This is a genomic window from Microbacterium sp. PI-1 (assembly GCF_004337555.1).
Lineage (GTDB): Bacteria > Actinomycetota > Actinomycetes > Actinomycetales > Microbacteriaceae > Microbacterium > Microbacterium aurugineum.
Window position 1 is genome coordinate 38,037 of sequence record NZ_SJYZ01000007.1, and the last position, 17,344, is coordinate 55,380.

At 70.2% G+C, this 17,344-nt stretch carries 17 protein-coding genes; 7 read left to right on the top strand and 10 right to left on the bottom strand.

Features of this window, described 5'->3' with window-relative positions; all coding sequences use genetic code 11:
* Positions 1-45: 45 nt before the first annotated feature.
* Together E0W80_RS08005 and E0W80_RS08010 are read right to left on the bottom strand one after the other, a co-directional pair.
* Entirely contained in the window at positions 46-717 is a 672-nt protein-coding gene (locus E0W80_RS08005) for a response regulator (RefSeq protein ID WP_131492021.1), read from the bottom strand.
* A complete protein-coding gene (locus tag E0W80_RS08010) occupies positions 714-3,275 on the bottom strand; it encodes an ATP-binding protein (RefSeq protein WP_131492022.1) in 2,562 nt (853 codons plus the stop codon). The genes E0W80_RS08005 and E0W80_RS08010 overlap by 4 nt, the downstream gene beginning before the upstream one ends.
* 152 nt (positions 3,276-3,427) lie before the next feature.
* Between E0W80_RS08010 and E0W80_RS08020 the strand changes: the two genes are divergently transcribed.
* Positions 3,428-4,606 (top strand): SLC13 family permease, encoded by a 1,179-nt coding sequence (locus tag E0W80_RS08020; RefSeq protein ID WP_205802320.1) that lies wholly within the window; start codon positions 3,428-3,430, stop codon positions 4,604-4,606.
* Here E0W80_RS08020 and E0W80_RS08025 read toward each other — a convergent pair.
* Genes E0W80_RS08025 through E0W80_RS08035 form a run of 3 tightly spaced genes read right to left on the bottom strand, consistent with a single transcriptional unit; the run spans position 4,603 to position 6,792 of the window.
* Positions 4,603-5,205 (bottom strand): GNAT family protein, encoded by a 603-nt coding sequence (locus tag E0W80_RS08025; protein WP_131492023.1) that lies wholly within the window; start codon positions 5,203-5,205, stop codon positions 4,603-4,605. The genes E0W80_RS08020 and E0W80_RS08025 overlap by 4 nt on opposite strands.
* Positions 5,206-5,236: 31 nt before the next feature.
* Positions 5,237-5,845 (bottom strand): FMN-binding negative transcriptional regulator, encoded by a 609-nt coding sequence (locus tag E0W80_RS08030; protein WP_131492024.1) that lies wholly within the window; start codon positions 5,843-5,845, stop codon positions 5,237-5,239.
* Complete coding sequence (locus E0W80_RS08035) at positions 5,845-6,792, bottom strand: DMT family transporter (protein ID WP_131492025.1); 948 nt, start codon at positions 6,790-6,792, stop codon at positions 5,845-5,847. The genes E0W80_RS08030 and E0W80_RS08035 overlap by 1 nt, the downstream gene beginning before the upstream one ends.
* Here E0W80_RS08035 and E0W80_RS08040 point away from each other — a divergent pair.
* Complete coding sequence (locus E0W80_RS08040) at positions 6,791-8,197, top strand: PLP-dependent aminotransferase family protein (protein ID WP_131492026.1); 1,407 nt, start codon at positions 6,791-6,793, stop codon at positions 8,195-8,197. The two genes, E0W80_RS08035 and E0W80_RS08040, sit on opposite strands and share 2 nt — an antisense overlap.
* Positions 8,198-8,224: 27 nt before the next feature.
* Here the strand turns inward: E0W80_RS08040 and E0W80_RS08045 are convergent, their stop codons facing one another.
* Entirely contained in the window at positions 8,225-10,330 is a 2,106-nt protein-coding gene (locus tag E0W80_RS08045; protein WP_240740480.1) for an APC family permease, read from the bottom strand.
* Positions 10,331-10,474: 144 nt separating this feature from the next.
* Between E0W80_RS08045 and E0W80_RS08050 the strand changes: the two genes are divergently transcribed.
* The 4 genes from E0W80_RS08050 (at position 10,475) to E0W80_RS08065 (ending at position 13,977) form a co-directional block, all read left to right on the top strand.
* A complete protein-coding gene (locus E0W80_RS08050; RefSeq protein ID WP_131492027.1) occupies positions 10,475-11,170 on the top strand; it encodes a GTP pyrophosphokinase family protein in 696 nt (231 codons plus the stop codon).
* Positions 11,171-11,399: 229 nt separating this feature from the next.
* Positions 11,400-13,016, top strand: a complete 1,617-nt coding sequence (locus tag E0W80_RS08055; RefSeq protein ID WP_131492028.1) for a molybdopterin-dependent oxidoreductase — start codon at positions 11,400-11,402, stop codon at positions 13,014-13,016.
* 41 nt (positions 13,017-13,057) lie between these two features.
* Positions 13,058-13,546, top strand: a complete 489-nt coding sequence (locus E0W80_RS08060) for a MogA/MoaB family molybdenum cofactor biosynthesis protein (protein ID WP_131492029.1) — start codon at positions 13,058-13,060, stop codon at positions 13,544-13,546.
* Positions 13,543-13,977 (top strand): molybdenum cofactor biosynthesis protein MoaE, encoded by a 435-nt coding sequence (locus E0W80_RS08065; RefSeq protein WP_131492030.1) that lies wholly within the window; start codon positions 13,543-13,545, stop codon positions 13,975-13,977. The genes E0W80_RS08060 and E0W80_RS08065 overlap by 4 nt, the downstream gene beginning before the upstream one ends.
* Positions 13,978-14,116: 139 nt before the next feature.
* Here the strand turns inward: E0W80_RS08065 and E0W80_RS08070 are convergent, their stop codons facing one another.
* Genes E0W80_RS08070 through E0W80_RS08085 form a run of 4 tightly spaced genes read right to left on the bottom strand, consistent with a single transcriptional unit; the run spans position 14,117 to position 16,855 of the window.
* On the bottom strand, positions 14,117-14,350 hold the full coding sequence (locus E0W80_RS08070) for a MoaD/ThiS family protein (protein WP_131492031.1): 234 nt from the start codon (positions 14,348-14,350) through the stop codon (positions 14,117-14,119).
* Entirely contained in the window at positions 14,347-14,841 is a 495-nt protein-coding gene (gene moaC, locus E0W80_RS08075; RefSeq protein ID WP_131492032.1) for a cyclic pyranopterin monophosphate synthase MoaC, read from the bottom strand. Before moaC ends, E0W80_RS08070 begins: the two co-directional genes overlap by 4 nt.
* Entirely contained in the window at positions 14,838-16,073 is a 1,236-nt protein-coding gene (gene glp / locus E0W80_RS08080) for a gephyrin-like molybdotransferase Glp (protein ID WP_131492033.1), read from the bottom strand. The genes moaC and glp overlap by 4 nt, the downstream gene beginning before the upstream one ends.
* Entirely contained in the window at positions 16,070-16,855 is a 786-nt protein-coding gene (locus E0W80_RS08085; protein ID WP_131492034.1) for a HesA/MoeB/ThiF family protein, read from the bottom strand. The genes glp and E0W80_RS08085 overlap by 4 nt, the downstream gene beginning before the upstream one ends.
* Before the next feature lie 95 nt (positions 16,856-16,950).
* Here E0W80_RS08085 and E0W80_RS08090 point away from each other — a divergent pair, with 95 nt between their 5' ends.
* Positions 16,951-17,343, top strand: coding sequence for a TOBE domain-containing protein (locus E0W80_RS08090; RefSeq protein ID WP_131492035.1), 393 nt, complete (start codon positions 16,951-16,953; stop codon positions 17,341-17,343).
* Position 17,344: the final 1 nt, after the last annotated feature.

The window sequence follows — 17,344 nt, forward strand, 5'->3', positions numbered from 1 at the left end:
TGAGTCACGAACGGCGAGCCGGCGCACCTCGGCGCGGGCGACGGCTCAGAGCACGAGTCGGTAGCCCATTCCCGCCTCGGTGAGCAGATGCACCGGGGCGCCCGGCTCCCGTTCGAGCTTCTTGCGCAGTTGTGACATGTACAGCCGCAGATAACCGGAGTCGGAGACCTGCTCGCTGCCCCAGATCTCCTTCAACAGGTCCTGCCGGGTGACCAGGGCTCCCGGATGCCGTGACAGGTGCTCCAGCATCCGCCACTCGGTCGGGGTCAGGTGCACGCGTGTTCCGGCGCGGGTGACGGTCTTCGTGGCCAGGTCGACGACGACCTCACCGAAGGCCACGACGGATTCGCCGTTCGCGGGAGCCGATCGGCGGGACAGTGCGCGCAACCGGGCGAGGAGTTCATCGACCTGGAACGGCTTCGTGACGAAGTCGTCGGCGCCGGCGTCCAGCGCGTCGACCTTGTCGGCTGAACCGGTGCGTCCGGACACCACGATGATCGGCACGTTCGTCCACCCGCGCAGCGCCTGGATCACCTCGATACCGTCGAGTCGGGGCATGCCGAGGTCGAGCATGATCAGGTCCGGGTGCGACTGCGCGGCGGCGGCGATTGCGGCGGCACCGTCGGCGGCCACGACGACTTCGTATCCGTGGGCGGCCAGTGTGATCCGCAGCGCCCGCACCATCTGCGGGTCGTCGTCGGCGATGAGGAGCTTCACTCCGTCCCCTCCGTGTCGGGAAGCCCTGCGCCGAGCGGCAGGGAGATGACCATGGTGAGGCCTCCCCCAGGGGTGTCCTCCGGTGTCAGGGTACCGCCCATGCCCTCGGTGAACCCGCGGGACAGGGCGAGTCCGAGTCCGAGTCCCGTCGTGTTGTCGGTGTCACCGAATCGCTGGAACGGCTGGAAGATGCGGTCGCGCCGCTCGGGAGCGATGCCCGCCCCGCGGTCGATCACGCGGATCTCGGCGCGGTCGCCGATCGTGCTGGTGGAGATGATCACGCGGCTGCCGTCCGGGGAGTGACGGTGCGCGTTCGCGAGCACGTTCACCAGTACGCGCTGCAGCAGCACGGGATCGGCGAACACCGGCGGCAGGTCCGGGTCGAGGGCGAGCTCGACGTCTGCCGGCCCCAGCCCGAGCTCGTCGACGGCGGCGAGCACGGTGCCGGCGGCATCCATCCGGGACGAGGAGACCGCGAGCACGCCGGCCTGCACGCGACTCACATCGAGCAGGTCGGTGACCAGGGCCGACAGCGTCGCGAGGCTCTCGTCGGCGGTGGCGAGCAGTTCTTCGCGATCGGTCGCCGACAGCCCGTGCGCACCGCGCAGGCCGCCGATCGCCGCGACCGCCGAGGCCAGCGGTCGCCGCAGGTCATGGCTCACGGCCGACAGCAGAGCGCTGCGCACCTGGTCGGTCTCGGCCAGGGCTTCGGCTTCGCTGGCGGTGGCGCGCAGGTCGGTGTGCTCGATCGCGGCGGAGAGTTGCGCGATGATCGCATCAAGCAGGCGTCGTTCCGGTCCGGCCAGAGGTTCGCCGTTCAACTCCAGCAGCGCCCGGGGGCCACCGCCTGGTCCGACGCCGATCGGCAGGGTCGTGGCGCGGCCGTCGGCCACCGGTTCGCCGTCGCTCGCCAGCACCTCGCCATCGGGGGAGAGCACCCGCACCCCGCTGAGTCCGAACGCCTCGCGGGTGCGACTGACCAGCGCCAGCACCGCGTTGTCGCCCCGGAGCACATTGCCGGCGACCGCGGCGAGCAGCTCGGCCTCGGCGGCGGCGCGCTGAGCCGTGCGGGCTCGTCGTGCGGCCTGGTCGACGATGATGCTGACCAGGATCGCGATGAGGACGTAAAGGGACAGCGCGAGCGCGTGCAGCGGGTGCGCGATCGTGATCGTGAACAGTGGCGCGACGAAGAGGAAGTCGAGCGTGATCCCGGAGAGCACCGCGGCGAACACGGCGGGACGGATGCCGCCGATCAGGGCGACCACGACGACGAGGAGCTGATAGGCGAGCACCTCGGCGGTGATCGATTCGGGGCTGCGGACCGTGAACATGATCCATGACAGGATCGGTCCGAAGACGAGCGCGATCGCGAAGCCCAGGAGCTGTCGGCGCCAGCCGAGCGCCCCGCCGGTGATACGCGGCAGAGCCTGGCGACCACCGGCAGCCGCGTGCGTCACGATGTGCACGTCGATGTCGCCGGATCGGCGGATGACCTCCGATCCGATGCCGGGGCCGGTGAGCGCGGCGGTGAGTCGACTGCGTCGGCTGACCCCGATCACCAGCTGTGTGGCGTCGGCCGCCTGCGCGAACTCGACCAGTGTGGACGGGATGTCGTCGCCGACCACCTGGTGATAGCTGCCGCCGAGCGACTCCACGAGAAGGCGCTGGGAGGCGAGCGCTCCGGGCGTCTCGCTGCGCAGACCGTCCTGTGCCGAGACATGTACGGCGAGCAGTTCGCCGCCGGCCGAGCGTGCCGCGATCCGTGCCCCGCGCCGGAGCAGGGTCTCGCCCTCCGGGCCGCCGGTGAGAGCGACCACGACACGCTCCCTGGCCTGCCAGTTGCCCTCGATCCCCTGTTCGGCGCGGTAGGTGCGCAGCGCGCTGTCGACCTCGTCGGCGAGCCAGAGCAACGCCAGCTCACGCAGCGCGGTCAGGTTCCCCAACCGGAAGTAGTTCGACAGGGCGGCGTCGATCCGCTCGGCCGGATAGACCAGCCCGGCGGAGAGCCGATCGCGCAGCGATTGCGGCGCGAGGTCGACGACCTCGATCTCACCCGCGGCCCGGACGACGGCATCCGGGATCGTCTCCCGCTGCGCGATCCCGGTGATCTTCTCGACCACGGCGTTGAGCGACTCGATGTGCTGCACATTGACGGTGGTGACCACGTCGATGCCGGCGTCCAGCAGGTCGTCGACGTCCTGCCAGCGCTTCGGGTGCCGCGAGCCCGGGATGTTCGTGTGGGCGAGTTCGTCGACCAGGGCGATCTCCGGGGCGCGCGCGAGCACGGCCTCGAGGTCGAGCTCGGTCAGGGCGACGCCTCGGTGCTCGTCGACCCGGCGCGGTACTTCCGGCAGCCCGACGGTCTGCGCCTCGGTAGCGGCGCGATCGTGGGTTTCGACGATCGCGATGACGACGTCGTGACCCTCCTCGCGGAGGCGGCGGCCTTCGGCGAGCATCTCGAACGTCTTGCCGACGCCCGGGGCAGCGCCCAGGAGCACGCGGAGGCGTCCGCGTCGCGACTGCTCCGGAGCCGGACGCTGCGTCCGCTCTGCGCTCACTCGCCCTCCCGGTCATCCGACGCGGGATTCAGGTCGGCGACGTCGATGTGCTCCTCGCCGAGGAATCCCCGATCCCGTCCTTGAATCCTAGACGCCACGAGGCAGCGCACCGGGTGCTCCCCTTCGCGCTGAAGTGCCCCTATGCTCACCAGGTGGGCACCAGAGAGTGGCGGATCGGCGCAGGGACATGGGTCGTCGGCGGGCTCGTCGTCCTCGCCCTCGTCCTCGTGCTGACCGAATACCTCCCGCAGTCGGACGCCGACGCTCTCGGGCAGCGGATCGCACCGGTGCTGGGGTTCGTCGTCGCGATCACCGTCGTCGCCGAGCTCGCCCGTGACGCGGCGGTCTTCGATGTCGTCTCCCAGCGGCTCGCGCGCTGGGGGCGCGGGCGTGTGCTCCTCCTCTGGGCGCTCGTCGTGGTGCTCGCGGTGGTGAGCACGGTGTTCCTGTCCCTCGACACGACCGCCGTGATCGTCACGCCGGTCGTCATCGTGCTCGCGCAGAGCGTCGGCGTCTCCCCGCTCCCGTTCGCCCTGGCGACCGTGTGGCTGGCGAACACGGCTTCCCTCGCCCTACCGGTGTCGAACCTGACCAACCTGCTCGCCGCACCCGCGATCGGCGACGGTCCCGCGGCGTTTATCGCCCTGAGCTGGGCACCGACTCTGGTTGGCATCCTGATGCCCGTCGTGATCCTGACCCTGGTGCACCGGCGCACCGTGTTCGCGGCGTACGAGACGCCGCCGCCCCGGCGCCCCGCCGACCCGATGCTGTTCTGGAGCGCTGCCGGGATCCTCGTCGTGCTGTTGCCGCTGCTGGTCGTCACGCACGACGTGTGGATCCCTGCCACGGCCGCGGCGCTCACGCTCATCGTGCTGTTCGCGGTGCGGCGGCGCCGGGCGCTGCGGCTCGCGCTCGTGCCGTGGAAGGCGATCGCGCTCGCCGCATCGCTGTTCGTGCTGGTCGAGGCCGCGCACGCGCAGGGCCTCCTCGACTTCCTGACGGCGCAGACCGCGAACGGCGACTCCCCCGGCGACCTGTTCCGGTTGGCCGCGCTCGGGGCCGTGAGCGCCAACGCGATCAACAACCTCCCCGCCTATCTCGTGCTCGAGCCCGTCGCCGCGGATCCGGTCGCGCTGATGGCCCTTCTGATCGGGGTCAACCTCGGCCCGCTGATCACGCCGTGGGCCTCGCTCGCGACGCTGCTGTGGCATCACCGCATCACGGCGCTCGGCGTCACGATCCGCTGGCGCGGGTACATGCTGTGGGGCGTGGTCGCCGCCGTGCCGACCGTGCTGGTGGCCGTTCTCGTCCTGTTCCTCGTCGCGGGCTAGACGCCCCGCTCCGGCGGCCACTCCTCGGCGAGCAGTCCGTAGTTCATGCCGTCGAACCACTCGCCCGAGCGGTGCAGCGCCGTCTTCCGGCTGAACTCCTCGCGGCGCATCCCCAGGCGTTCCATCACGCGCCAGGAGGGCTCGTTGTCGGCGAAGCACCCGGCGTGCACGCGGCGCAGCCCCAGTGCGCCGAAGCACACATCGATCACCGCCCGGATCGCCTCGGTCGCATAGCCGTGGCCGGTGTACGCGGGGTCGAGCACCCAGCCGAGCTCCGCTTCGACGCCCTTCGCCTCGGCCTCGACTTCGGCCTGGGCCCAGCCATCGCCGAGTTGCACCATGATATCGCCGATCGGCGTCGGGGCGGCGCCTTCGTGCGCGGGCAGCAGCTCCACGAGGTACATCGACGCCAGCCGCTCCGGAGCGAGATAGCGCTCACGGAACGCATCGCGCGTGTCGGGCGCGGCCCCCAGCCACCGGTTGACCTCGGGGAGTCGACGCCACTTCCACATCACATCGACGTCGGCGGGCGTGCAGGGGCGCACCTGCAGTCGGTCTGTCCGTGCGGGCCACGGCTCGGGGGTTCGCGTCTCGGTCATCGCTCCACCCTAGGGTCGACCGGCGACACGCTCAGGACGCCTCCCCGCCGACCCGGCGCATCTCCGTCGCGAGCGCGCTGTTGGTTGCGGCGAAGTGCGCGGTGATGTTCTCGCGCACCTCGGGCGACTTGTTCTGGCTGAGCTTGGCGCGGGCATCGAAGCGGGTGACCCGCATCCTCAGGCCGACGGTCCCTCTGGCGGCTCGGCGGGTGCCCTCCTCGTCCTCCGACAGATGCCGACCGTGCTGCTGGTGGTTCTCGAAGTGGTCGGTCAGGCGGCTGAGCATGGCGTAGTTCTCCTCTTCGTCGAGGATCTCGGGAACGCCGTAGAGGTGCGCCGTGACATGGTTCCACGTGGGCACGAGGTCGCCCGGTGTGTACAGGCTCGGCGACACGTAGTCGTGCGGACCCTGGATGATCACGAGCACTTCGTGTTGGCCGAGTTCGTGGAGGCGCTCGTCCGGCCGTCCGAAATGGCTGGCGAACACGATGTCATCCTCGTTCTCCACCAGCAGCACGGGATAGTGCGAGGCCACGAGACCGCCGCCGGCGGGGGAGACGAACGTCGCCCACGGGTTGCCGCGGATCAAGCGCTTGACCTCGTCGGGATCGGTCATCAGGTACCGGGGTGTGTGACGCATCAGGAGTCCTTTCCTTGGCGCGCGCTCGGTCGGTGGGTAATCAGTCGCGTACGCACGGCGAGGGCGGCGCAGGCGATCACCGCGAGCCCGCCGATGGCGGTGGCCCAGCCGATCTGCTCGTGCAGCAGGAGCGCCGCCCAGGCGATGCCCATCACGGGTTGGACGAGCTGGATCTGGCTCACCTGTGCCATCGGACCGATCGCGAGCCCGCGGTACCAGGCGAAGAAGCCGAGGAACATGCTCACCGCGGCGAGGTAGGCGAAGGCGAGCCAGTGCACCGGTGTCGCGGCCGGAGGCTGCTGAAGGGCCGACACCACCGTCAGCGCCGCCATCAGCGGAGCGGCGACGATCAGCGCCCACGACACGGTCTGCCAGGAGCCGAGTTCACGGGCGAGCAGGCCGCCCTCCGCATAGCCGATCGCGGCGGCGATGACAGCCCCGAACAGCAGGAGGTCGGCAGCGCTGAGGGAGTCGAGCCCGTCGTTCTGCAATGCGGCGAACACGATCGCGGCGACGGCGCCGAGGCTCGCGAAGATCCAGAAGGATCGGGTGGGTCGTTCGCGGGTGCGGAGCACGACAGCGACAGCGGTCGCCGCGGGGAGCACGCCGATCACGACCGCACCGTGGCTGGCGGGGGTCGTGGTCATCGCGAACGAGGTCAGGACGGGGAACCCGGCAACAACCCCACCGGCGACGATCGCGAGGCGGCCCCACTGCGTCGTCGTGGGACGTCGCTGGCGCGTCACGGCCAGGGCGATTCCGGCGAGGAGGGCGGCGACGACCGCGCGCCCGGCGCCGACGAACAGCGGTGAGAGCCCGTCGATCGCGATGCGCGTGAGCGGAAGGGTGAAGGAGAAGGCGAGGACGCCGAGAAGACCCCACCGGACGCCGGCAGGAATTGATAGCACTGTCTCTCGCGGAGCGATAACGCTACTGTCTACTTTCATGAATCAGGATAGCAGTGACCGCATCGTCGCCGGGGTGCGCGCGTGGATCTCCTCCGCATCTCCGGGCGCACGGGTGCCGTCGAACCGTGCGCTCATGGCCGAGTACGGGGCCGGCCCGGTGACCGTGCAGAAGGCGATGCAGCAACTCGCGCGGCTCGGTCTGGTCGAGTCTCGCCCGGGCGCGGGGACGTTCGTCCGCGCCGCGCCCACCGTTCGCACGGTCGACTACAGCTGGCAGACTGCCGCCCTCGGCGCCACGCCGGCCGGACTCGCGGGCCTCTCGTCGACGCAACGCACGGTCGCGCCCGATGCGATCGGACTGCACTCGGGATACCCCGCGGTCGACCTGCTGCCGCAGCGGCTCGTGCGACAGGCGCTGATCCGTGCCGCCCGATCGGACGCGGCGCTGACCCGTTCACCCGCAGCGGGCCTCCCCGAGCTGCAGGCGTGGTTCGCCGGTGAACTCGCGTCCGCCGCACCGGTGGGGATCACACCCGCCTCGGCGCGGGACGCCCTGATCATCTCGGGCAGCCAGAGCGGGTTGAGCTCGATCTTCCGTGCCGTCGTGGGGGTCGGGCAGCCGCTGCTGATCGAGTCGCCGACGTACTGGGGTGCGATGCTCGCCGCCGCGCAGGCCGGCGTGGTCCTGGTGCCGATCCCGTCCGGTCCGCATGGGCCCGATCCGGACGACGTCGAGCGGGCGTTCGCGCAGACCGGCGCGCGGGCGTTCTACGCGCAGCCGACGTTCGCGAACCCGACCGGAGCGCAGTGGCCTGTCGCGACGGGAGAAGCCGTGCTCGATACGGTCCGCCGTCACCGGGCGTTCCTGATCGAGGACGACTGGGCGCACGACCTGGGGATCGACGCCGCTCCGAGGCCGATCGCCGCGTCGGATGAGGACGGTCACGTGGTCTATCTGCGCTCGCTCACGAAGAGCGCCTCACCGGCCCTGCGCGTCGCGGCCGCGATCGTCCGAGGGCCTGCGCGTGATCGCATCCTCGCGGACCGCGCCGCCGAGTCGATGTACGTGAGCGGTGTGCTCCAGACCGCGGCCCTCGATGTGGTGAGCCAGCCCGCCTGGCGCACGCACCTGCGCGGATTCCGCGAGCACCTGCGCGCGCGGCGCGATCTGCTCGTCTCGAGTCTCGCCGCGCACGCGCCTTCCGCGCAGGTCGAGGGCGTTCCGGCCGGTGGGCTCAACCTGTGGGTGCGACTGCCCGAGGGGACGGATGTCGGGCAGGTCGTCCGCGAGTGCGAGGTGCGCGGAGTCATCATCGCGCCGGGATCCGAGTGGTTCCCGGCCGAGCCCTCGGGGTCCTACGTGCGCCTCAACTACGCGAACGCCGACCCGGCGCGCTTCGCCGAGGCCGCCGGCGTCCTGGGTGCCGTGCTCGAGGGGATCTGACTCGAAGGCCCCGTCGCCGCCCCGCGACTACTCCTGCGGCGGGCCGGCGGGCCGGTGTGCGCGCCGACCGTTGACGACCACGGGGCGCCCCGCGCGCTCCTGACCCGGCAGCGGGCGGGAGCGGCGGCCGTAGATGAGCTCCGACGAGTCGAGCAGCCAGGGCACGAGCGTGATCGACACGCCGTGCACGAGCATCAGCTGGTTGGCGAGGCGGCGGGCCCGACGGTTGTGCAGGAACGACTCCCACCAGTGTCCGACGATGTACTGCGGCAGGTACACGGTCACCACCGAGGAGCCGTGCTTCTCGCGGTACTGCTTGATGAACTGGGTCACCGGCTGCGCGAACGACCGGTACGGCGACTCGACGATCACGAGCGGGATCGGCACGAGATGGTCCGCCCACTCCTGCTGCAGCTGGGCCGCATCGTCGGACGCCACGGCCACGTGCACCGCCAGGGTCTTGCCGTGCTTGGCCGCGATCGCGTAGTCGATGGCCTTCACGACGGGCTTCTGCAGCCGGTTGACGAGGACGATCGCGAGGTCGCCGGTCGCCCCGAACTTGGTCGTGTCGTCGATCGCGATCTCGTGCTCGACGTCGCGGTAGTACCGCTTCACGCCCAGCATCAGGAAGGCCAGGACCGGGATCGCGAAGAACACCAGGTAGGCGCCGTGCGTGAACTTGGTGATCGTCACGATGACCAGCACGAGCACGGTCATCGCGGCGCCGGTCGAGTTGATGATGAGTCCGACCTTGGCCGAGCGGCGATCCGACGCCGAGGCCCCGTCGATCCCGGAGGCGGCCCTGCTCTCGTCGGGTCCGCGGAGCACGCGTCGCCAGTGCCTGACCATGCCGATCTGTCCGAGCGAGAACGAGACGAACACCCCGATGATGTAGAGCTGGATGAGGGTCGTCAGCCGCGCCTGGAACACCACGAGAACGGCGATTGCGGCGATGCCGAGCAGGATCATGCCGTTCGAGAACACCAGGCGGTCACCGCGGGTGTTGAGCGATTTGGGGGCGTATCCGTCACGGGCCAGCACCGCGCCCAGCAGGGGGAAGCCATTGAACGCGGTGTTCGCGGCGAGCAGCAGCACGCACGCGGTCGCCGCCTGCACGATGAAGAACGCGATGCTGCCGCCGCCGAACGTCGCCGCAGCGATCTGCGCCATCAGGCTCGGCTGGGGGGTCGAGCAGTCGAAGCCGATCAGGTCGCAGGGGTTCTCGGCATAGTGCACCCCGGCGATCAGGGCGAGAGCGGTCAGGCCGGCGAACAGGCAGATGGCGATCGACCCCATCAGCACGAGGGTCGACTGGGCGTTGCGCACCTTGGGAGCCCGGAACGCCGGGACACCGTTCGACACCGCCTCGACGCCGGTGAGGGCGGAGCATCCGCTGGAGAACGCACGGAGGATCAGCAGGATCACCGCGGCCTGACCGAGGTTCTCGGCCTGCACGGAGAAGTCGTGGCTCGAGGCCACCGGCGCATCGCCCAGGAACGTCCGGATCAGCCCGGTCGCGATCATGATGCCGACCGAGCCGATGAACACGTACGTGGGGATGGCGAACACGAGCGACGCCTCACGCACGCCGCGCAGGTTCACGATGATGATGAGGATCACGAAGCCGACCGCGAGCTCGACGCGGAGCGGGTCGAGGCCGGGCGCGGCGGAGATGATGTTGTCGACACCGGAGGCGACCGACACGGCCACGGTCAGCACGTAGTCGACCAGGAGGGCCGCGGCGACGATCACACCGGGGATCTCGCCGAGGTTCTTCGACGCGACCTCGTAGTCGCCGCCGCCAGACGGGTAGGCCTTGATCAGCTGTCGGTAGCTCAGGACGACGACGACCAGCAGCACCACGACCGCGATCGCGACCAGCGGCGTGAAGGAGAGGAACGTCAGTCCACCGATCAGCAGGATCATCACGAGTTCCTGCGGTGCGTAGGCCACCGAGCTCAACGCGTCGGACGCGAAGATCGGCAGTGCCATCCGCTTCGGGAGCAGTTGATCATCGACCTGCTGGCTCGTCAGCGGTTCGCCGATGAGGATGCGCTTGGCGAGCGGCGGAGTGTCCGCGCCCTCCCTGTTTTCGTCTGACACGTCGGGCGACACTACGCCTGCCGATGTCATCCTCCTGCGATCCTCACGGAATCCCTACGGCCGGACGCGCTGTCCTCACGGAATCCTTACGGGCCGCCCCGACGGCCCGCACGCGCCCTCGATTGATCGAGGATCCACAGCCGTTTCCGATCACGAACGCGTAACGTCGGAAGCATGACGACCGTTCACGTCACCGAGGACACGATCAACCAGGCTCGCGAGCTGCGTGACGAGCTGCAGCGTTTCCTGCGCGAGTACGAGTTCGGGATGCGCGAGGTCGAGACGAAGATCTCCATCCTCCGTGACGAGTTCACGCACGACCATGCGTACAACCCGATCGAGCACGTGAAGAGCCGTCTCAAGTCGCCCGACAGCATCGTCGAGAAACTCGCCCGCAAGGGGATCGACGAACCGGACTTCGATCGGATCCGCGCGGAGATCACCGACATCGCGGGTGTGCGGGTCACCTGCAGCTTCGTCGCCGACGTGTACCGCCTGTTCGACCTGCTCACCGCGCAGGACGACATCACCGTGCGCACGGTCAAGGACTACATCGCGCAGCCGAAGGCCAACGGCTACAAGAGCCTGCACGCGATCATCGAGGTGCCGGTGTTCCTGTCGACCGGCGCGTTGTCGATTCCGGTCGAGGTGCAGTTCCGCACGATAGCGATGGACTTCTGGGCGAGCCTCGAGCACAAGATCTACTACAAGTTCTCGAACCAGGTGCCCTCGCACCTCGTCGACAGCCTGTCCGATGCCGCCGATGCCGCCGCCGAGCTCGACAGCCGGATGGAGCGTCTGCACCGGGAGGCGCACGGGGTGCCGCAGCGCCGGCTCGCTCCGCCGCCCCCGCCCGTCGTCCCGGTCTGACCTCCGCCCGGTGTGACTCTCCGCCCGCGGACGTTCACAACTCCGGAAGATCGGAGTGTCAGGTGAACGGCTCGCCCGTCATACCGCGCCTGACGCGTTCCTCTCCTGCCGTTTTTGCGGAGTTGTGAACGGGTCCGTGCGACGTCTTCCGCAGATCGTCAGATCCGATCGCGCCTCCGCTCCGAACAACGGGGGATGACGCCGGCGACCGGTGGAACAGGAGACGATCATGGTGCAACGCCGCAGCGGCAAGAGGTTCTTCGTCTGGGCCGCCCTCGCGGGCCTGATCGGGGGTGGCGTCTTCCTCGCCACGGCGGAGGTGTTCGCGCTTCTGTTCGCGCGCACCGCCAGCCCGATCCTCGCGGTCGGCGGCTTCGTGATCGACATCGTGCCCCAGCCCTTCAAGGAATTCGCGATCGCCACCTTCGGCGAGTACGACAAGATCGCCCTGCTTGCTGGCCTCGGTCTGGCCGTCCTCATCGCCTCGGCGATCGCCGGGATCCTGCAGTTCGTGCGTCCGCCGCTCGGCGTGATCGCGCTCGTGATCGCGGGCGTGCTCTCGACCGCGGCGATCGTCACCCGCGCGGGCGTCGCGCCCCTCGCGTTCCTGCCCCCGGTCCTTGGCACCGTCGCGGGATCGATCATCCTCGTGCTCCTGTGCCGCCGCCTCCGCGGGTGGAGAGACTCCTTCGCAGGCGCCAGCGAGGACGACCGGGCCACGGCGACCACGGATGATCCCCCGACCGATCTCGCCGAAGGAGAATCCGCCCGGCCCGGGATCGATCGTCGTCGGTTCTTCCTCCTCGCTGCCGTCGCCGGTGCGTCCGCGCTCGTCGTGGGAATCACCGCCCGCACGGTGAGCATGGCCGTGTCCTCGGTCGAAGCCGTCCGCAGTGCGCTCAAGCTCCCCTCTCCGAAGACCACGGTCACGGTGCCGCAGGGCGCCGAGCTCGACATCCCCGGACTCAGCAAGCTGTTCACCCCGAACAAGGACTTCTACCGGGTGGACACCGCCCTCACGGTTCCCTCGATCGACCCGGACACCTGGCGCCTGGTGATCGACGGCATGGTCGACCAGCGTGTGGAGATGAGCTTCCAGGACATCCTCGACATGGGTCTCGACGAGTATGCGATCACGCTCACGTGCGTGTCGAACGAGGTCGGCGGCGAACTCGTCGGCAACGCGAAGTGGCTGGGCGTGCCGTTGCGCAACGTGCTCAAGAAGGCGGGCGTCCAGTCCGGTGCCGACATGGTGCTCTCGCGCAGCGTCGACGGCTACACGGCGAGCACGCCGCTGTCGGCACTCACCGATGATGACCTCGACGCAATCCTGGCGGTCGGGATGAACGGCGAGCCGCTGCCGCTCGAACACGGTTTCCCCGTGCGGATGGTCGTGCCGGGACTCTACGGCTACGTGTCGGCGACCAAGTGGCTCACCGAACTCAAGGTCACGACGTTCGCCGAGGACGAGGCGTACTGGACACCGCGCGGTTACAGCGCCGAGGCGCCGATCAAGTTCTCCTCCCGCGTCGACACCCCCAAGATCGGCGAGGCGGTCGATGCGGGGAAGATCCCGATCGCAGGCGTCGCCTGGGCGCAGTCGGTCGGCATCGAGCGCGTGGAGGTGAGCATCGATGACGGCGACTGGGTTGCGGCCACGCTGTCGACGCCGATCAACGATGACACCTGGGTGCAGTGGTTCATGGAGTGGGATGCCACCCCGGGGACGCACTACGTCGCCGTGCGCGCCGTGAACAAGAACGGCGACCTGCAGATCCAGGAGCGCGCACCCATCGCGCCGAACGGATCGTCGGGCTGGCAGCGTTCGCTCGTCCGCGTCACCTGATACCGGTGCACGGTCATCGGCGCGGGCCTAGGGTGGGAGCCATGGGCCCGTACCCCGCACTCGTGATCACCGTCTCGGATCGATCGGCCTCCGGAGAGCGCGAGGATCGGGGCGGCCCGATCGCCGTGGGGCTGCTTCGTGACGCCGGGTGGCACTGCCCGGATGCCGAGGTCATCGCCGACGGAGCGGATTCCGTGGCGGATGCCCTGCGCCGGGCGGTCGCGCGCGGCATCCGGTTGGTCGTGACCACCGGTGGGACGGGCGTCGGGCCCCGCGACCTGACTCCGGAGGGGACGCGCCGGGTGATCACCCGCGAGATCCCCGGGATCGCGGAGGAGCTGCGCCGCAGCGGACTCGCCGACACCCCGTTGTCGGTCCTGTCGCGCGGGCTCGCGGGCATCGTGGACCCCGACGGTATGCTCGTCGTCAACCTCCCCGGTTCGCCCCGAGCCGTCGCCTCCGGTGTGCCCGTGGTGCTCGGCGTCGCCGCGCACATCCTGGATCAAGTCGAAGGCGGAGACCACTCATGAACGACGTACGCATCGCAGCCGTGTCGGAAGAACTCCTCGATCTCGACGTCCATCTCACCGCGGTCGAAGATCCGCGCCTGGGAGCGGTGACGACGTTCGTCGGCCGGGTGCGCGACAACGACCCGGATGCGCAGACGCCCGTCGTCGGACTGGAGTACAGCGCGCACCCCGATGCGGAAGCCACGTTGCGGCGGATCGCGGAGGAGGCCGGTGCCGGTGCCGATGCTCCCGCTGTGGTGGCTGTGAGTCATCGCGTCGGACGGCTCGATGTGGGCGATGCGGCGGTCGTGATCGCGGTGGCCTCCGAGCACCGAGCCGAGGCGTTCGAGGTGTGCCGTGCGGTCATCGAGGCGATCAAGAGCGACCTCCCCGTGTGGAAGCGTCAGCTCGAGGTCGACGGCACCACGTCGTGGAAGGGCATCGGCGGCTGAGTCCCGCGCGTCACCTGCCGTTCTCGACGCGTCACCTGCCGTTCTCGACGCGTCACTTGCATGAGGTTCTGCCGTATGCAGGAGGAAACACCGGCACACGGTCATGCGGATGGCCGGCGGTCCTGCAGGTGGCGCGTGGTCAGCCGCCCGCGAAGGGCGGGAGGACGTCGATGAGCTCGGCGTCCTCGAGGGAGAGCTCGCCGTCGGTGCGTACGCCATCGACGAGCACCGCGCAGCGCGGCAGGATGTCGGCCAGTGCCGGGTGCTCGGCGACGACGGCGGTGCGCAGCTCCAGGAGAGAGTGCTCGGCGCGCTCCTCCGTGTCGGTGCCTGCGGCCTCGGCGGCCGCGGCGAAGTAGCGCACGCGTGTCATCGGTCGGCTCCGGGGGCGGGCTCGCCGGGACGCACCCAGTCGCCGGAGCGGCCGCCGGACTTCGCCACGATGCGCACGTCCTCGATCGTGACCGCGCGGTCGACGCCCTTGATCATGTCGACGATCGCCAGTGCGGTGACCGAGACGGCAGTGAGCGCCTCCATCTCGACCCCGGTGCGGTCGGCGGTGCCCACGGTCGCCTCGATGCGCACGCCGTCGTCGACGACGTCCAGCTCGATGCTCGCCCGGTGCACCCCGATCACGTGCGCGAGCGGCAGCAGGGAGGGCGTGGACTTGGCCGCCTGGATGCCGGCGATGCGCGCCACCGCGAGCACGTCGCCCTTCGGCACGGTGCCGTCGCGGAGCGCGGTGATCACGTCGGCGCTGCAGCGCACGAAACCGCGGGCGGTCGCGGTGCGCACGGTCGGCTGCTTCGCGGTCACATCGACCATGTGTGCACGGCCGCCGGCGTCAAGGTGGGGGAAGCTCATCCGACCAGCATGACATCGATCACATCGCCCACGGCAACGGACTCGACCTCCGCCGGGACGATCGCGAACGCGTGGGCACGCGCGAGTCCGCCCGCGAGATGTGATCCCGACCCGCCGGCGGTCGCCGGACGCACGGTGCGCGCCGCGAGGTCGACGACGGCCGGAAGGTACTGGCGGCGGCCGGGCGGGGGTGTCCAGGACGCATCGGCGGTGAAGGGCGAACGCGGGCGGTGGATGAGCGTGCGGCCCTGCATCGCGAGCAGGGCGGGGCGCACGAACACCTCGAACGACACCGCCACGCTGACGGGGTTCCCCGGGAGTCCGAACACCACGCATCCGTCATCGAGCACCCCGAAGGCCTGCGGTTTGCCCGGCTGCATGGCCACCGCGCTGAACTCGACCTGTCCGCCGCCGTCGAACGCCCCGCGCACCGGCTCGTAGGCTCCCGCGCTCACCCCGCCGGTGAAGACGATCACGTCGGCGCCGAGGGCTGTGGCTTCAGCGGTCACGGTCCTGACGGCGTCGGCCGCATCCGGAACGCGTGCGACCAGCACCACCTCGGCGTCGGCCTCGGCGACCAGTTGCGCGAGCAGGGGGCCGTTCGAGTCGGGGATGCGGCCGCGGGCGGGGGTCTCGCCCGGCGCGAGCAGCTCGCTCCCGGTCGACACCACGGCCACGCGCGGAGCCCGCGTCACCCACACCTCGGCGACACCGGCAGCGACCGCGGCCGCGAGTTGGAAGGGCCCCAAACGTTCCCCGGCGGGAACGACCTCGTCGCCGGCGTGCAGGTCGGCCCCGCGTCGGCGCACGAACACGCCGGGCTTCGCCGGGGCGCGCAGCACCGTCACCCCATCGAGGGAGTCGGCGAGCCCGCCGGCCGTGTCCTCGAAGGGCACGATCACGTCGGCGTCGGTGGGGGTGGGGGATCCGGTCATGATGCGGGCGGCTTCGCCGGACCCGAGCGGAGGATCGAGGGCCACTCCGGCGGGAAGGTCGGCGACCACGCGCAGGGTGACCGGATTCTCCTGGGAGGCCTCCGCGACGTCGGCACCGCGCACGGCGAACCCATCCATCGCGGAGTTGTCGAAGAGGGGGATGTCGTGGGCGGCGACCGCGGGCGCGGCGAGCGTGCGTCCTGCGGCATCCGTCACCGGGAGAGCCTCGTTGCCGACCAGGCGGATGGCGCCGAGCACACGGTCGAGCTGCTCCTCGACCGTGCGGCGGCCGGTCATGCGTGCACCGCCGTCGAGGTCGTGGACGCCGGGCGGATCGCGATCTCGTGTTGGCGGGAGGTGAGCGCATCGATCATGGCGAGTCGTCCGAGCAGCGGTTCGCCGGCCCCGGTCACGAGCTTGATCACCTCACCCGCCAGCATCCCGCCGACCTGCACGCACAGCGCTCCGAGCACGCCGACCTGGGCGCAGCTGGGCGGTTCCCCCTCGGTGCCGGGCGGGAAGAGGTCGGCGAGCACGACCGGCTCGCCCACCGGGGGGGCCGACCAGAACACGGTCGCCTGCGCATGCCACTCCTGCACTGCGCCCCAGACCAGGGGAAGTCCGAGCTCCTCGGCCGCCGCGGCCACATCACGACGGGTCGCGAAGGAATCGCTCGTGTCGACCACCACGTCGGCTCCCGCGAGCAGGCGGGCGGCGTTGGCCGTGTCGAGGCGTTCCGGCACCGGGGTCACGACGGTCTGCGGGGCGAGAGCCGTGATGGCTCGGGCGGCGGAGGCGGTCTTGGGCGTGCCGATGTCCTCCACGCGGTGCGCGAGCTGGCGCTGCAGGTTGGTCAGCTCCACGACGTCGTCGTCGATCACCGTGAGGCTGCCGATCCCTGCGGCGGCCAGGGCGAGCAGGGCAGGGGAGCCGAGCCCGCCGGCGCCGACGACCGTCACGCGAGCGGCGTGGAGGCGGCGCTGACCTTCTTCACCGATGCCGGCGAGCACCGCGTGCCGGGCCGTGCGGATGAGCTCTTCCGGGGCGAGCGCGGCGGCCGGGGCGACGAGGGGCTGCATGGATTCAGCGTATGCCCCTCCTCCCGGAAGAAGCCGATGACCGCGAAAGCGGATGGAGCCTCCGGGAAACTCCGCATCTGCGGTAGATTCTTCGCATGCAGACCTACCGGATCGCCCGTGCCGCGCAGTTGCTCGGCGTGAGCGATGACACCGTCCGTCGCTGGATCGATCAGGGACTGCTTCCGGTGACGGAGGCGACACCGACCGAGATCCCCGGTGATGCCCTCGCAGCGCGCGCGGTCGAGCTCGCGGAGGAGGCGAGGAACGCCGGAGATGTGCTCTCCAGTGCGCGCAACCGCTTCGTCGGCATCGTCACGCGCGTGCAGGTCGAAGGCCTCATGGCCCAGGTCGACATCCAGTCCGGACCGCATCGTGTGGTGTCGCTGATGTCGTCCGAGGCGGCGCGGGATCTGCGGCTCGAGGTCGGCTCCCTCGCCACCGCTTCCGTCAAGGCGACCCAGGTCGTCGTCGAGATCCCGAACGGCTGAC

What these genes read in the sequence shown, in the direction of transcription:
- E0W80_RS08030 (WP_131492024.1), bottom strand. Translation starts at nt 5,845, where the DNA reads ATGCGTCACACACCCCGGTACCTGATGACCGATCCCGACGAGGTCAAG.
- E0W80_RS08050 (WP_131492027.1), top strand. Translation starts at nt 10,475, where the DNA reads ATGACGACCGTTCACGTCACCGAGGACACGATCAACCAGGCTCGCGAG.
- glp (WP_131492033.1), bottom strand. Translation starts at nt 16,073, where the DNA reads ATGACCGGCCGCCGCACGGTCGAGGAGCAGCTCGACCGTGTGCTCGGC.
- E0W80_RS08035 (WP_131492025.1), bottom strand. Translation starts at nt 6,792, where the DNA reads ATGAAAGTAGACAGTAGCGTTATCGCTCCGCGAGAGACAGTGCTATCA.
- E0W80_RS08065 (WP_131492030.1), top strand. Translation starts at nt 13,543, where the DNA reads ATGAACGACGTACGCATCGCAGCCGTGTCGGAAGAACTCCTCGATCTC.
- E0W80_RS08055 (WP_131492028.1), top strand. Translation starts at nt 11,400, where the DNA reads ATGGTGCAACGCCGCAGCGGCAAGAGGTTCTTCGTCTGGGCCGCCCTC.
- E0W80_RS08060 (WP_131492029.1), top strand. Translation starts at nt 13,058, where the DNA reads ATGGGCCCGTACCCCGCACTCGTGATCACCGTCTCGGATCGATCGGCC.
- moaC (WP_131492032.1), bottom strand. Translation starts at nt 14,841, where the DNA reads ATGAGCTTCCCCCACCTTGACGCCGGCGGCCGTGCACACATGGTCGAT.
- E0W80_RS08070 (WP_131492031.1), bottom strand. Translation starts at nt 14,350, where the DNA reads ATGACACGCGTGCGCTACTTCGCCGCGGCCGCCGAGGCCGCAGGCACC.
- E0W80_RS08085 (WP_131492034.1), bottom strand. Translation starts at nt 16,855, where the DNA reads ATGCAGCCCCTCGTCGCCCCGGCCGCCGCGCTCGCCCCGGAAGAGCTC.
- E0W80_RS08040 (WP_131492026.1), top strand. Translation starts at nt 6,791, where the DNA reads ATGAATCAGGATAGCAGTGACCGCATCGTCGCCGGGGTGCGCGCGTGG.
- E0W80_RS08025 (WP_131492023.1), bottom strand. Translation starts at nt 5,205, where the DNA reads ATGACCGAGACGCGAACCCCCGAGCCGTGGCCCGCACGGACAGACCGA.
- E0W80_RS08090 (WP_131492035.1), top strand. Translation starts at nt 16,951, where the DNA reads ATGCAGACCTACCGGATCGCCCGTGCCGCGCAGTTGCTCGGCGTGAGC.
- E0W80_RS08045 (WP_240740480.1), bottom strand. Translation starts at nt 10,330, where the DNA reads ATGACATCGGCAGGCGTAGTGTCGCCCGACGTGTCAGACGAAAACAGG.